At 44.7% G+C, this 13388-nt stretch carries 21 protein-coding genes; 8 read left to right on the plus strand and 13 right to left on the minus strand.

The annotated features are described in order from the left end of the window. Window positions 1-168 (plus strand): helix-turn-helix domain-containing protein (locus ACYVEA_RS33700; protein WP_461117798.1); only part of this gene is annotated, 168 nt, incomplete at its 5' end. Window positions 169-341: 173 nt separating this feature from the next. Here ACYVEA_RS33700 and ACYVEA_RS33705 read toward each other — a convergent pair. The 5 genes from ACYVEA_RS33705 to ACYVEA_RS33725 form a co-directional block, all read right to left on the minus strand. After that, window positions 342-830, minus strand: a complete 489-nt coding sequence (locus ACYVEA_RS33705) for a dihydrofolate reductase family protein (RefSeq protein WP_461117778.1) — start codon at window positions 828-830, stop codon at window positions 342-344. A gap of 239 nt (window positions 831-1069) precedes the next feature. Next, window positions 1070-1273: a hypothetical protein gene (locus ACYVEA_RS33710; protein ID WP_461117779.1), complete on the minus strand. Its 204-nt coding sequence runs from the start codon at window positions 1271-1273 to the stop codon at window positions 1070-1072. Window positions 1274-1541: 268 nt separating this feature from the next. Then, on the minus strand, window positions 1542-1940 hold the full coding sequence (locus ACYVEA_RS33715) for a helix-turn-helix domain-containing protein (RefSeq protein ID WP_461117780.1): 399 nt from the start codon (window positions 1938-1940) through the stop codon (window positions 1542-1544). 45 nt (window positions 1941-1985) lie between these two features. Continuing rightward, window positions 1986-2210: a hypothetical protein gene (locus tag ACYVEA_RS33720; RefSeq protein WP_461117781.1), complete on the minus strand. Its 225-nt coding sequence runs from the start codon at window positions 2208-2210 to the stop codon at window positions 1986-1988. A gap of 8 nt (window positions 2211-2218) precedes the next feature. Next, complete coding sequence (locus tag ACYVEA_RS33725) at window positions 2219-2437, minus strand: hypothetical protein (RefSeq protein ID WP_461117782.1); 219 nt, start codon at window positions 2435-2437, stop codon at window positions 2219-2221. Between the two features lie 150 nt (window positions 2438-2587). Here ACYVEA_RS33725 and ACYVEA_RS33730 point away from each other — a divergent pair, with 150 nt between their 5' ends. Genes ACYVEA_RS33730 through ACYVEA_RS33740 form a run of 3 tightly spaced genes read left to right on the plus strand, consistent with a single transcriptional unit; the run spans window position 2588 to window position 3564 of the window. After that, entirely contained in the window at window positions 2588-2983 is a 396-nt protein-coding gene (locus ACYVEA_RS33730) for an aldo/keto reductase (protein ID WP_461117783.1), read from the plus strand. Continuing rightward, window positions 2935-3393 carry an aldo/keto reductase gene (locus ACYVEA_RS33735; RefSeq protein WP_461117784.1) on the plus strand — a complete coding sequence of 153 codons (459 nt, stop codon included), beginning with the start codon at window positions 2935-2937 and terminating at the stop codon, window positions 3391-3393. Before ACYVEA_RS33730 ends, ACYVEA_RS33735 begins: the two co-directional genes overlap by 49 nt. A 48-nt stretch (window positions 3394-3441) precedes the next feature. Continuing rightward, entirely contained in the window at window positions 3442-3564 is a 123-nt protein-coding gene (locus ACYVEA_RS33740; protein ID WP_461117785.1) for a hypothetical protein, read from the plus strand. A gap of 480 nt (window positions 3565-4044) precedes the next feature. Here ACYVEA_RS33740 and ACYVEA_RS33745 read toward each other — a convergent pair whose 3' ends face one another. Beyond that, window positions 4045-4455, minus strand: coding sequence for a response regulator (locus tag ACYVEA_RS33745; RefSeq protein ID WP_461117786.1), 411 nt, complete (start codon window positions 4453-4455; stop codon window positions 4045-4047). A 226-nt stretch (window positions 4456-4681) separates the two neighbouring features. Between ACYVEA_RS33745 and ACYVEA_RS33750 the strand changes: the two genes are divergently transcribed. Further along, complete coding sequence (locus tag ACYVEA_RS33750; RefSeq protein WP_461117787.1) at window positions 4682-5089, plus strand: response regulator; 408 nt, start codon at window positions 4682-4684, stop codon at window positions 5087-5089. A gap of 15 nt (window positions 5090-5104) precedes the next feature. Here the strand turns inward: ACYVEA_RS33750 and ACYVEA_RS33755 are convergent, their stop codons facing one another. Continuing rightward, window positions 5105-5593, minus strand: a complete 489-nt coding sequence (locus ACYVEA_RS33755; RefSeq protein ID WP_461117788.1) for a response regulator — start codon at window positions 5591-5593, stop codon at window positions 5105-5107. 597 nt (window positions 5594-6190) lie between these two features. Between ACYVEA_RS33755 and ACYVEA_RS33760 the strand changes: the two genes are divergently transcribed. Then, window positions 6191-7117: a hypothetical protein gene (locus ACYVEA_RS33760; RefSeq protein ID WP_461117789.1), complete on the plus strand. Its 927-nt coding sequence runs from the start codon at window positions 6191-6193 to the stop codon at window positions 7115-7117. Window positions 7118-7590: 473 nt separating this feature from the next. Here ACYVEA_RS33760 and ACYVEA_RS33765 read toward each other — a convergent pair whose 3' ends face one another. The 3 genes from ACYVEA_RS33765 to ACYVEA_RS33775 form a co-directional block, all read right to left on the minus strand. After that, window positions 7591-7845, minus strand: coding sequence for a hypothetical protein (locus ACYVEA_RS33765; RefSeq protein WP_461117790.1), 255 nt, complete (start codon window positions 7843-7845; stop codon window positions 7591-7593). 368 nt (window positions 7846-8213) lie between these two features. Beyond that, entirely contained in the window at window positions 8214-8591 is a 378-nt protein-coding gene (locus ACYVEA_RS33770; protein ID WP_461117791.1) for a hypothetical protein, read from the minus strand. A 25-nt stretch (window positions 8592-8616) separates the two neighbouring features. Further along, a complete protein-coding gene (locus tag ACYVEA_RS33775; protein ID WP_461117792.1) occupies window positions 8617-8922 on the minus strand; it encodes a hypothetical protein in 306 nt (101 codons plus the stop codon). 454 nt (window positions 8923-9376) lie between these two features. On the opposite strand from ACYVEA_RS33775, the gene ACYVEA_RS33780 reads away from it, so the two are divergent. Then, entirely contained in the window at window positions 9377-9814 is a 438-nt protein-coding gene (locus ACYVEA_RS33780; RefSeq protein WP_461117793.1) for a hypothetical protein, read from the plus strand. Window positions 9815-10074: 260 nt separating this feature from the next. On the opposite strand, the gene ACYVEA_RS33785 is transcribed toward ACYVEA_RS33780, so the two are convergent. The 3 genes from ACYVEA_RS33785 to ACYVEA_RS33795 form a co-directional block, all read right to left on the minus strand. Further along, complete coding sequence (locus tag ACYVEA_RS33785; RefSeq protein WP_461117794.1) at window positions 10075-10434, minus strand: DNA/RNA non-specific endonuclease; 360 nt, start codon at window positions 10432-10434, stop codon at window positions 10075-10077. Window positions 10435-10619: 185 nt separating this feature from the next. After that, complete coding sequence (locus ACYVEA_RS33790; protein ID WP_461117795.1) at window positions 10620-11072, minus strand: hypothetical protein; 453 nt, start codon at window positions 11070-11072, stop codon at window positions 10620-10622. A gap of 553 nt (window positions 11073-11625) precedes the next feature. Then, window positions 11626-11868, minus strand: coding sequence for a hypothetical protein (locus ACYVEA_RS33795; protein ID WP_461117796.1), 243 nt, complete (start codon window positions 11866-11868; stop codon window positions 11626-11628). Between the two features lie 430 nt (window positions 11869-12298). Between ACYVEA_RS33795 and ACYVEA_RS33800 the strand changes: the two genes are divergently transcribed. Next, a complete protein-coding gene (locus ACYVEA_RS33800; RefSeq protein WP_461117797.1) occupies window positions 12299-12568 on the plus strand; it encodes a hypothetical protein in 270 nt (89 codons plus the stop codon). The last annotated feature ends 820 nt before the right edge of the window (window positions 12569-13388 follow it).

Raw genomic sequence — 13388 nt, forward strand, 5'->3', positions numbered from 1 at the left:
AGCGAGCAGAAAGCCCGCCTTGGTGAAAGTCTCTCCAAAGCCAGCAAGTACCCGGTTGAACAAATCGCCCGCGAGTTACACATCTCTAAAACCACCCTGTATAAGTATCTCCGTCTACGCGGGGTCGATATAGGCGCTTCAGGTGAAATCCCGATTGCCACAAAGTAGAGAATTGTAGATATGCTGGATTTAACATTATTAAAGGAACCTTTAACTAAGGTTACGCTTGTCGCGTCTAGAAGGTAACTGATACTAGGAATTCGACTGGACAATCTTCTGTCACTGTTTCAAGTAATGAAGCGCCACACTGCCGGATTTGAACGCCATCGTTTCAACCAGCTTTAAATGAAGCGTTTCCTGAAGGCTTCCCCTTTAAGCAAAGGTCTCCCCTGCCCCACCATCACCGGATGGACAATTAACTGAAATTCGTCGATCAGACCGGCTTGGATCAATTCTGGCAGTAAGCTTACACTATCTACCGAAATTTTGTTGCCCCGTTGCGGCTTCAGTTTTAGGAGTTCTTCGGCCGGGTGGCTCCCAACAATGCCTGTTTTATCATCGACGCTGGTTAATGAGCGTGACATAACCACTCGATCGATCGCTGTCAGCCGCTCATCAAATCGATTTTCAGCTGCTGTGCCGGAGTGAGTTTGGCCCACATCAGCCCAATAAGGAAACATCAGCTGATACATAACACGACCGAAAAAGAGCAAATCTACTTCGCTTAACGTTGCTGTGAAGTACTCCAGCACCTCTTCACTGGGATTGAACATTGTGTGATCGCAATAGCCGTCCAGACTAATATTCATGCTAAATGATACCGTTCTCATGTGGTCAGCTAGTAGTTTACTGTTTTTACAAAAGTAAACTGGAAGAGCTACGTAGATGAGGGTAAATCGCGACAATATGAGGGCGTTTTTGTGGCCATATGCGCCTTATAAAATCCATCATCTTATGCTCCTGACCAAATCTATCTAGGGATACCTATTGACGCTTTTTCTACAGTACCTAGATCGCGGGGAGCCAGGTAAAGTCGTTTACCAACTTATTGACGGACTAGTAGTGGGCGTCACGATAAACATCCGTTAAGTTTAGCGGGTGAAATGCTCAACGGCTCCTGGATGCGCAACTGGGGATAAGCCGTATTACAAATAGGCCGAAACGTTTTCTCTTTTTCCTCGGGTGAGTCAACACCAAATAGGATCCGAGTTCGCTCGGCAGTAGATACACCTGCCTGGTTGACGAGTTGAGCGTTGAACAAGAGTGCGGCCATTGATCGTGGAGATATTACCGAAAGATAGCCGAAAACCTGGTCGTTAAAAAAAGAGAAGCTCTCTAAGATGTATTTATCTGTTTGTAACATTTTCACAACGCTCCTCCGAAAAGGCTACAACTATGCGCTGGAGTCAATTTTACATTTTCTAAACGGCCGTCTGCCAAACATATCACTAAGTTGTGAATTAAGTTGTTTATAGAGTGCTCAGGCAGGTAATTTCCTGACAAGTACTGGAGCTACTTTGGCTGCCCTGCTAGTTGGCGCTTCAGTTTAGGGATCGGTAATCATTGGGCGTAACCCCTGCTTTTTGTTTAAATAACCGGGTAAAATGCTGCGGGTATTTAAAGCCCAACTCGTAGGCAAGTTCACTCATCGATTTACGGCTGTCAAACATGCGCTCTTTGGCCACATCGATCACTTTGGATTGAATGTATTCCTGAGCCGATCGACCAGTTTCTTTCTTCACCAAATCACCAAAATAGTTGGGGGATAAATGCAGGACTTCGGCGCAGTAAGCCACTGAAGGCAAGCCTTCAGTCTGCGGTTTATCGGATGAAAAATAGCCGGTCAATAAGGATTCAAACCGTTCCAGGATGCCTTTGTTAGCCTGGTCACGTGTAATGAACTGGCGATCGTAAAAACGGATGCAGTACTTGAGCAGCAACTCGATGTTGGCCGCAATTAGTCCTTTGCTGTGCTTGTCTATGTACTAGTCGAGTTCATACTCGATTTTTGCGAAGCAGTCAATCACCATACGCTTCTCTTTATCCGACAAGTAAAGCGCTTCATGGACATCGTACGAAAAGAACGAATACACCTGAATGTGCTTGCCCAAGGAAGTGCCGGCCATCAGGTCGGCATGAAAGAGTAAGGCCCAACCGGTTGGGGCAAATAGGTCAACGCCCGGTTGCACACCGACAACCTGTCCAGGCACTATGACTATCAGACTGCCTTCCTGATAGTCATAGTGCCTTCGTCCATAGCGCAATGGGCATAGTTCCCCTCTTTTAGACCCACCGCATACAATCCAAAATTGAATGACCCGGCAGGCATCGGTTGTGCCTTCGAGAGGTCAATCATCGTAACCAGCGGATGTTTGGTCGGTATGCCCCGCATACTATTGTATTGGGCAATGCTGCCAATTTTGACAATCTCTTCCATCCCTTATCCATTTATCGCTACAAACTTACCCGTTCCAGCCAGTCCTTTTTATCCCGGCCTTCCCAATCGGTAATAGTGGTAAGCAAACCCGTAATCTGTATACGAAACGGCTCGCCCTTACGCCCCAATTTTGCCCCAAAAACATTCAACATGAAAACACGAAAAGTAGGAACCTCCGGATTAACCGTATCCGAACTAGGATTTGGCTGTATGAGATTAAGCCATGGGTATGGGCCAGCAACAAACGAAAACGATGCCATTGCCCTCATTCAAAAAGCGTATGAATCGGGCATTACGTTTTTTGATACCGCCGAAGTGTATGGACAAGGCGCCAATGAACAGTTGGTCGGAAAAGCATTACACCATGTCCGGCATAACATAGTCATTGCGACCAAGTTTGGCTTAAAAAACGGCCGGAATACCGATGGGTTAAATAGTCTCCCGGAACGCATCCGGCAGAAAACTCGCTCCGGTATCTGCAAACCGATTATATCGACTTGTTTTATCAACACCGGGTGGACCCGAATGTACCGGTTGAAGACGTAGCCGGGACCGTAAGCGAGTTGATTGCCGAAGGCAAAGTAAAACACTTCGGTATGAGTGAGGCCAGCGTGCAGAGTATACGTCGAGCGCATGCGGTACAACCCGTAACCGCCCTGCAAAGCGAGTACTCGATGTTTTGGCGCGAACCGGAAAAAGAAATCCTTCCTTTACTGGAGGAATTGGGCATTGGCTTGGTTCCGTTTAGTCCATTGGGCAAAGAATTTTTAACGGGTAAGATGACGGCGGCCACCCAATTTGACCCGACCGATTGGCGGAACGTCATGCCTCGTTTTAGCCAGGAAAACCGCCAGGCGAATCAACTCATTGTTGACCTTGTGGTAAAGATTGCGGCCGAACATAAGGCCATCCCCGCGCAGATTGCCTTGGCCTGGCTGTTGGACCAGAAGCCCTAGATTGTTGCGATTCCGGGAACCACCAAACTGACTCGCTTAGCCGAAAATATGGGCGGTGCAGCCATTACCTTAAACCAGGATGATCTGGCCACCATCCATCAGGCTTTAGACACTATCAGCCTTCAGGGAGAACGCTATCCCGCCAGCCTGGCAAACCTGCAAGGCAGGTAAGCCTATCATACGCTCGGTGATACATCTTGGTCGGGCTTCTCCATACAAATAAGTATAACCTGATGAACGTAACACTAAATAACAGTAGTCGCGGTTGACTTTAGGGGCGAAATATCTTTTTTTGTGAGCATGTCGTCGACATAAAAGACCTCCTTTCTGGCTTTGGCGTTGTAGTGATGCTCAAAGCTAAGAAAGGAGGTCTTTTATGTCGACTCCCTAAAATTCGGGATGACTCATGTTTCTTCGGTCGAAACAACTAGAACCACGGCTAAGGCGTAAATAAGACGGCTCAGGTGTAAATAAGTAAGAAGGAGTGATCGAAATTAGCTACCCGAATAATTTTAAATAAACAGGAATTAATACTAAAATCAAACTAGTCAAAACTTGATGACAGGGCTTACGGTACACTATCAACCAAAATAGTTATCGATATCTGACATAACTAGGTAAGTAAGCTAAAAGACTGCTGCTTTAAAACAACTAATCAATAGGTTCCCTAAGTTCGCTTAACTGAACCAGTTTAAACCAGTACTGGCAAAACGTTTCTATAGCCTCGAACGCATCTTGTTTTAGCAATATTGAATTAGCCCCCGCCCGATAGTAGCGCTTTACTTCCCGGCTTGATACTTCACCCGTCCAAACGACAACGGGTATATGCTGCCAGCCCTCTGAATCCATAAGCCAGACTAATAATTCATACCCATCCATCTGGGGCATCTGGACATCAATAATAATCAGGTCGGTTTGTAAGCCATCGGTCAATTGTTGAGAAGCCTCTGCTCCACTAGCAGCATACGTTAAGGCTACATTTTGATGACATTGCTTAATTTTTGCGGCTAATACGATAAAATCGTCTTCGTCATCATCGACTACTAAAACCGAAAAATTCATATCAGAAATAAGAAAAAGTCAGAGGCAATAGTGCCCCTTTCTTTATAATTAAATTATGAGGCCAACTAACCTCGTTACTAAAATTAACTTACTGTAATAGATAAAGTTTTTTTAAATAAACAAAGCCCTGTTAAATAGGTATTAAACAGCACTTACCTCTTTTATTATCCTCCAGAATCCATTAACATTGTAGACTTTGTTTAGTTTTATCAATTTCACTTCGTCAATGGCTTTCTCTCCTAGTGCCCCTTCTGTTTGGCTAGTCGATGATGATGAAGATGACCAGCGATTGATTTGTGCGGCCTTTTTGGAGGGAGATCCCTCAATTCAGATACGAACCCTCAACGATGGAGAGGAGCTACTACCCGCACTGGTTAACTGCCCGGAATTGCCCCTGCTGATTTTATTGGATATTAATATGCCGCGCCAAAACGGGTTTGAAACACTGGCCCAGTTAAGAAATATCCCGGCGTTCTCCGATCTGCCGGTCATTATGCTGACAACATCATCAGCCGATGAGGACCGTCAGCGTTCGCTGGCCCTAGGAGCTAATCAGTTCTTAACTAAACCCCTGTCATATAAACAGTTACGACACATGGCTCAGGCATTAAGCCAGGAATGGGCCTTGTTGTAAGCAGGCGTATCAAAATTATTTATTCCCCGCTGTTGTGCTAAACGAATCGGGCGGCAAGCTAACCAACTGCCACCAGTAAGCCCGAAATGTATAGAAAGTTGCCTTCCATTGATGAAACGTAATCGGCTTGCGAATAAAGGAGCTACCGCCTAACTGATAGCAGGTTTCAATATCGGCCTGATCTTTTGACTGGCTTAACAGACAGACCGGTATGGCCTGGTAAGCTGGATTTTCTTTGATCGCTTTTAATAACGCCCACCCATCTTCCCGACGGGGCAAGTAGAGGTCCTGCAAAATGAGTTTGGGCAGTTGATGCGTTTCAGAGGAGCAAGCCTCCAGATAGACTAACGCCTGGCGGGGGTCAGCCACCCATATGGGAGTTATTTCGGGAAAACATTCTTTTAAAACAGACCGAATCAGTAACCAGTGGTCGGCATTATCTTCCACCACTAGGACCGGCATTTTATCTACTTTTTTTCGTTGAGCATTTGTTACCTGAGACATTAAAACGACGCAGAGGGTATATATGACAATAACATCACATACGCGGCTATACGTCACTCAGATTGGTTTTAATTGAATTTCAAGTAATAAATAAGGGAATGGTCCACCTAAAACGAGACGAAGGCTTGTTTGCCTGAATGCGCCGGTTAAAAGTGGATTAAAAAGGGTAACTGATAGGACCAGCTTCCTCACACAGTTGTAAATTTATATACTACGTAAGCTACGGCTTGCTAGGGTGTGGATAGAATCGGAAAGCCTGGCTACGTTTGTAGCTGGGATTTTTTTTGCTACACGTCTGACAGGCCACTAGAACCTATAAGTACCCCACTAAATAGTATGCCCGCTTCGGGTGCTACCGGGGACGTGAGCTCCACTCATGCAGCCCCACTTTGATAAACCAGGGCTTTTGGCCTATACATTGGGGGTAATGAGCCGTAGAATAGCGGGCCTTCATCAAAGACCTTTAGGCGGGGAAGATTACTTTTATGACCGCCACGCAGATAATGCAACAGATAAAACAGGATTTTGTGTCTGTATAATTGACCAGTACATCTCAACTTCGAGTTGCATCGTTCAAACCACGACCCTACTACGTATATGGCATATCCACTACGCTTCATACTGTTCAGCATGTTCATTGGCGCACTGCTGCTACTGAACGCTTGTCAACCCCATCAGTCCGCAGATCCTCAGCCAGCCGGTGAACCGGTTGACTCGCTCATTACGCTTAAGCTTATTACCAACGTCTCGGATGGCAACCCCAGTAGTCCCACGATCACCCTGAAGCTACCTCGTTTCGAAGCCATAGTTCGCCAGAGTCAAACACCCGTTGGACAACTCGATAAAGTCGTGGGTACCCTGACCGACCCCAAAGCTGGTACACAATACCTCTACAACCAGCAGGGGCAACCGGCTGGATTTGCCACGTTTCCACAAAACAAAACGTGGAGTGGTACGACCCGCTGTTTTGAATATGCAGACAACCGCATTTACCGCGTCTTCACTAAAGTGTATGAAGGTGAGATGGCTAAAGACTTTATCTACTTCTTAGACGAACTGCACTATGCAGCTGGCCGACCGACAACTCTGTACAGTTACTATCTGAATCTAGCCAAAGGCGAAGCTTACTTTAATAGTATCGCTGATTTTGAGTGTGACTCACAGGGACACGTAACAGAGATACGGGATCGAAGACCAAATTCAGCTTACCCCAGATTTACATGGCAGGGTGACGATATTATCAGCCGCCAAGATTACAACGGTGATGATACTCCCATAGGGTTTGGCTACACCTATACGCACGATGGGAAGCTCAATCCTCTGAAAAAGTTTGAACTACCTTATCTGCCCGTTAGTGGAAGCAACGAGCTTAGCCAAACGGTTCGGTATACTAATGTAAACCTGGTCGATCAAACCATTTATGAGCTGAGTTATAACCCATCAGGGGCGTTATCGAGCAGTGTCACAGTGCAATTGGGAACTGCGTCTCCTCGACAACCACCTGTCTTTTATTTCTATAAGTAGACGTCTTTTTTAGGGGTTTAAACCTACCAGCAACGCTAACTTGCCAACTTGATTCGTCAGTCCAAGGCCGCCCTTTTTGAAAAGGATCGCTTTTATAGTTTATTGACTTAGGTTAAGTGACTGCCGCAGAAGTAGCATCTATCAGGTGCTGGCTGTAGATCTTTCTAACCAAACGTGAATTACGAATGATTAGAATAATAAACCATAGGCGATTTTGTCATCCCGACGTCAGGACAACAAAGCTAACCTACTTAAATTCATGCATTTAACTATAAATGCAGCATAATTAACGTTAACCTACAAGGAACCTTGGGGAGCAGTAGCGTATAACTACCACCAAAGGCACTACCTCGGCATGGTTCAGCAAGGTTACTAAATCATGAAGCTTCCAGGACACTCCTGTACTTCTTATAGTAAAAACAGAAATACCCATACCATAGCAGTACAGCCAGAGTTGGTACCGTTTGGTTTTGTCAGGCAAGTACGTAGCGTTCAGGCTCAGAACTTACATCGGCCCTGGCTAAACCGATCAGGACTAATTTGGCGAAAGCTACCTTGTCCGATTTGCGATACTGATTGGGATCTGTTCTTCCGGAAGGGGCCCTGAACTCTTGACTAACCTGCTGGCAAATTTGCCAGGGTCTGGGATTCATTTTTATTTTATTACGGCGGATAGGGGTGTCTTCAGCAAACCAAAGATCAATCACATTCTTTGTAGTCGGTTTCATCTTTATACGCATCTGAAATAGCTATACGTATATACGTATGAAAAAGACTTTGGATCACAGCTTTGTTGTTAAATTTATTAAAAGGTAACATACAGGACGCATAGTGATGAACTCTTACTATATTCCTGAGCTTACCAGCAAGCATTCACTCTGGTGTTCCACCGAACTAGCTGGCCTGATGGCTCACCCCTTCCACGATAGTCCTGGAGCCTTCGTTTTAGTTGGCAAAGACTTTAAAGTCCTCGACTGCCGTCCTATACCAGCTAACGGTCAACGTACTAGCCTGCTCTTCCACCTGTTCCTGGCGGAAGACCAAACTTGTAGAAAAACAGGGCTTGGGTTGATCAATTAAAACGAACTACCACACATTACGAATCGGCTCGTAGAAGGCGTTCAATTTCCACCGCTCTGGCCTGCAATCGGCTGAGCGTTGCGTCCCGCTCCTCGATAGAGTCGGCAAGGGCTTCGGTTGACGAAAAGTACAGTAAATCTGCATCGCTTGCCTGGTGGGCTAGATCATAGGCATCCACCTCTGCCTGAGTTTGCGGATTGGGGTACACCGGAAGTTCATCAGCAAATACCTTTATGGGAGCGAATAGGGTGGTTATGGTTTCATTGTCTGCAGTTTGATCCAACTTAAGAAATTCGCTGATGGCTTGATAGAGATCTTGCTTAACGGTTTCGTTATCCATGACGTTGACGTAGTATTTTGAGTAAGGATTGGTTTGCTTTAGTGTTTTGGGCATACGTTCGTTTAGCCGATAGTATCGGCTAAACGGTTCGAAGTAGTTCACAAACATCAGCGGCTACGTGTTTGAGTTGAATTAAGGCCTGTTCCTTCTCGTCATGATGGATTGATTCGTTAAATTGTTTATACTCGCTATTCATGGCGGCATCGATACGCGTTAAGGCTTTAGTATAACTCTCCATTTCCTGAGGCACCAGGCTTCGCAACTGGGCAACGTGGTCCCGAATGGATCTAAATTTATAGTTGACTACCTCCTGATTGTCAACCTTTAGGGGCAGAAGTGCCAACGTCTCAGCCTCAATTTTCTGTTTAATTGGTTCGTTTTCCATAGACAATAAGCGTTTTCTTAAAAAAATCGCCTATCTCTTAACACATAGTATCTGGTAAGGTTTGTCCATGCTGAACGAAAAGGCCTGCTTAAGTCTGGCCGTGGTAGCTAATGAACTAACAGAAGGTAAGGTAATCAACAACGATTGTTTAACCCAGTTGAGGTACGGCCAATTTCAATCTGGGTCATTCCTAACAACCTGATTGCTACGTTATTCGATCAGATCATTTTAGTCATTGGACATCTATAGTCGGTATACTACTATAAACAAAGTCAGGTCACCCTGACTACATTAACGTAAGGATATATTGATGTAAGAAGTCAATAGACATTAAAGGAAGATTAAAAATTAAACGGTGTCCCTACCGCTTGTAAAATAAAAATCCGGCCAGTAAACTTATTGTTACTTATAAAAATAAATTAATAGTTTGTAGCACCTAATTAAACTTGACGATATGGTTATTATTGTACCTGGAACTGACATTCAAATTGGCAAATGGTATCACGCCACCCAGATACCACCTAAATTAACTGACGAAAGAGGAAGAGAAAAATATAGCCTGCTGTTAGGGGTGAAGGATCTTGGTATGATCCCAGGCCACTATTCGGAGAGCCGCCAATCGTATGAATGGGACTGTCAACGATATGCCGGTCCCCCCCGAGCTGGCTGGCTTAGTAGGGCTGAGATCAACACGCGGCTGGAGTGGGTGCTGGAAGCGGCCAGGGGCGTCTCGTGCTGGATGGTCATCCCCGACTTCGACAATAAGATAGCCTCGATCGACGGCTTAACCGGCTTCGGTCTGGAGCAAGAGGAAGGCCCCCAGGATCAGAAGACGAACCTTGACACTGAACAGAAGCGACTCAGCCGATCTAGTGATGAGCCCTACACGTAAATTGACTACCGTAGCATCGTAGATAATCATGATAGACCACGATGGCTAACGTGAAAGTAACTAGCCTACCCGATTTCGCTCGAGTCCGATGCTTTATTACTTTTTTCGCCATCTAGTTTTATTTCCATCACTCGCTGAACGTTCGACAGACGGTTATCCCCGGGTTGCTTTTCTACCTCATCGACACGAACCCGGTAATTGCTCTGGCGCCTTCGCTCGTTGCATGCTTGCCTGGCACTGTCGACCCGGCCAAACCGCAATTACCTGCATTTGCATACTGATCCGTTTATATCATTTGATGCTACCGCCAGAACGACAATTACCTTCCAGAGCGCAGTGGGAACACTTAGTTTTCCACCCACAATACAATTAGCCTCACTAATGTCGCTTTCGTCACCTTTACCTGCTGTTCCCGCAACAACATAGCATTTATTTCCCTGAACGACCAGCGTCCGGGCGTAGTACTCCAGTCGTAGCCAGGACTTCCGGTTGAATGGAGAAATCTGGAGTGCAATGTTGGATAGAATAAACGTCGTCTTGTTTTCATAGGCCATACTATCCTGACCATCCGACAACCAGTGATGGCCATAAGTTAAAAACGGCATTGGGGTGGTTCGCATGTTTGGCCATGTCACAACCGGCTGGCAGAGCGTTTCGGGATAAAGTGGTCAGCGTAGCGCGTGGCCCATCCTTCTCTAACACGACTTAAATGCCAGCAACAAGCTCCCTTCAATACGTAGTAATCTATCAGGCTATGATACGCGGATTCCCTATTCTCTTCGCAAGCCATATAATCCAACGATTCTCAATTTAATTGAAATTGCAAAAAAAGATTATCATCAGATCGATCGAGTCGCTTCTGTTCAGTGTCAAGGTTCGTCTTCTGATCCTGGGGGCCTTCATCCTGCTCCAGACCGAAGCCGGTTAAGCCGTCGATCGAGGCTATCTTATTGTCGAAGTCGGGGATGACCATCCAGCACGAGACGCCCCTGGCCGCTTCCAGCACCCACTCCAGCCGCGTGTTGATCTCAGCCCTACTAAGCCAGCCAGCTCGGGGGGGACCGGCATATCGTTGACAGTCCCATTCATACGATTGGCGGCTCTCCGAGTAAATTCCAGGAATCATGCCTAAATCTTTTACGCCCAGTAATAAACTATACTTTTGCATTCCCTGGCCATCAGTTAGCCGCGGAGGAATTTGTGTGGCGTGATACCATTTGCCAATTTGAATGTCAGTTCCAGGTACAGTTCTATTCATGTTTTTATAAGTACATTTACTAAACTTCTAGCTACCTAATTATTCAAAGGGAAAACACGAAGTCTACGTAATTAGTAGGTTTAATTTTTATCTTTTGGAATCAACCCTAAAATAAAACTAGGGAGCTCACTTTTCCGTATTAATTAATTGTGTGGGTGTGTTTCGCAATAATTCACTCATACCCTACAGTGGTCAGGTCGCTACGGATTCGGAGCGGCCTGATTTTGTTTATACTAATTACCAGTAAAAAGCCAAGTATTTATACTCAGCCTGCGCCCGATATACGTTGACATTGGAACATTGGATTTAGTTAAGTTAATTTTTTGTCAAACATTGAGCAGTATAGACAAATTAGTCACGGATCGCGTTTTTTTTAGCACGTGCTTACAACGTAGCTTTAGTCTGATAAATAGATTACCAGGCTACTAAATTACCCGTGATCAGGTCATGGACTAGTGCTTAGTGTTAGCGTGCGAAACGCTGAATACCCCTGCCTACTAGCAACCTTAGGAAAGAATAAGCCCCACGTTGCACTTGCAGGTGGGGCAGATGATTAGTCGGTTTCAAAACCTTGCGGTATATGAACCTCTATTTTACATTGCTCAAAATAGGCTTTAGCTCGCTTCAGGCTCAAAAACAAGTCGCCCTCCCGTTTACTCAGCCCGTTGGCCAGGGTATATATGTGCTGACTTCTACCCTTAACTTTCGTACTGCAAATAGCTTTAATCTTATCTTTCGCTAATCTCTGGTCAGGCGTGGTATAATACACCACATCGCCGACAAAAATCTCCAACATTGTCACAAGAAAAACTAGGTAATGATATAGCCTAACTTTCTATAACAAAAACAACATGGGGCTGCCAATAATTCACTCGCTGCACATAAATAAGCGCTATTTTAATACTCAAGCATTTGCATTTTATCTATACTCGTCTGACGACTGAATTGAATTTTTTCTTATCAATGTATCCTGAAATGAACGTACTGGTTTACATCCGTATATGATTCAAAATAGAACACCACGGGCTTAATCACTTCCTCAATGAATCTGTAACATCTGGCAATTCGAGGTAAAGATTATCCCTGTGCCAACCCTGGCTAATTCATAGCCACAACTGGCTGGCGACGAACAACTCCTTAAGCCATTCAATCAGTTATTACCTCCTGGTTAATCAATAGCTTAACCAATTGGGTTAGGTAGTAAAGTTTTAAATCAACTCCGGACTATGAAAAAGGGAATCCTATTAGGTGCTTTACTGCTCACCGTAACCAGCTTCACAATTCAGGCGCAATCTACCGCTTCTGGCAGCAGCAACACGGGCACACCAACATCAGGCGCTACACCGGCCCAAAATGGCTCAACAGGTCCTACGGTTTCGACTAAAAAGGCGGGGTCGGGTACCATGAATCAAAATGGCACGAAAAGCAGTGGCAAAAAAATGAAACGTATGAGTAAAACCAGCAAGAGTAACTCTCACACCTCGACTGGCCAGTAATGCTTTGATAAACGGATTGTACCTTGTGAAAGAACGTGATAGCGGCTTAAATTGACGCTATGGCAGGAGACGTACAACCTGTTTACGCATAAAGAAGCGGTCTAAGGAAATATTCATCTATACAGTCAATAAGTAAATCCTCCGTGACTAACTTAGGGCCACTATTGTTGAGCCATATAGGCAGTATTACGTCCAAAAAGTGCATCAACTGAGGATGCCCATCCAATTTGATCAACTCTACAGAGTCAAACCAGCTTATATCAATAAGTTGAGCCGCTTTGTGATTTCGATGATGCGGGTAGCTAACATATGCCTGTTGCTGGTCAGGAGTCAAAAAATGAATGCAGATTTGTTGGGGGGTATCTACAAAGGTGGGGTATATGTATTGATAAAGACCAGGCAGGGGATATATAGAAAACAATGTCATATGTTTTGCACAAGTTGTATATGACAAATATATAGAATATTAAATTAGTAAATAAAATTTTTAATTATTTAACTTATTTATTAAAAAATAAATATTACTCTATTTAAATGAGACATTTCTTACCTTCTGGAAACATAGTGATAGGTAACTAGTCATTAAATCTTATGTCAAGATAGCACCTTAAATCACACTTTTGACATAAGATTCAAGTAAAGCCAAAGAAATCGGAGACGGCTAAAAGTTTGCTTTAGTTTAATCTTTTACATAAAAAGTATATTTTTTTATATCTTTTTCTACCGTCTAGTAAATCTTAGGTGACTTAGGGGGACAGCTAGAGTCTGGGATACAAAATACGACCACTTCTCTTGCCATGCCAACCCGCCAACACCTCCC

Source organism: Spirosoma jeollabukense (assembly GCF_054777855.1).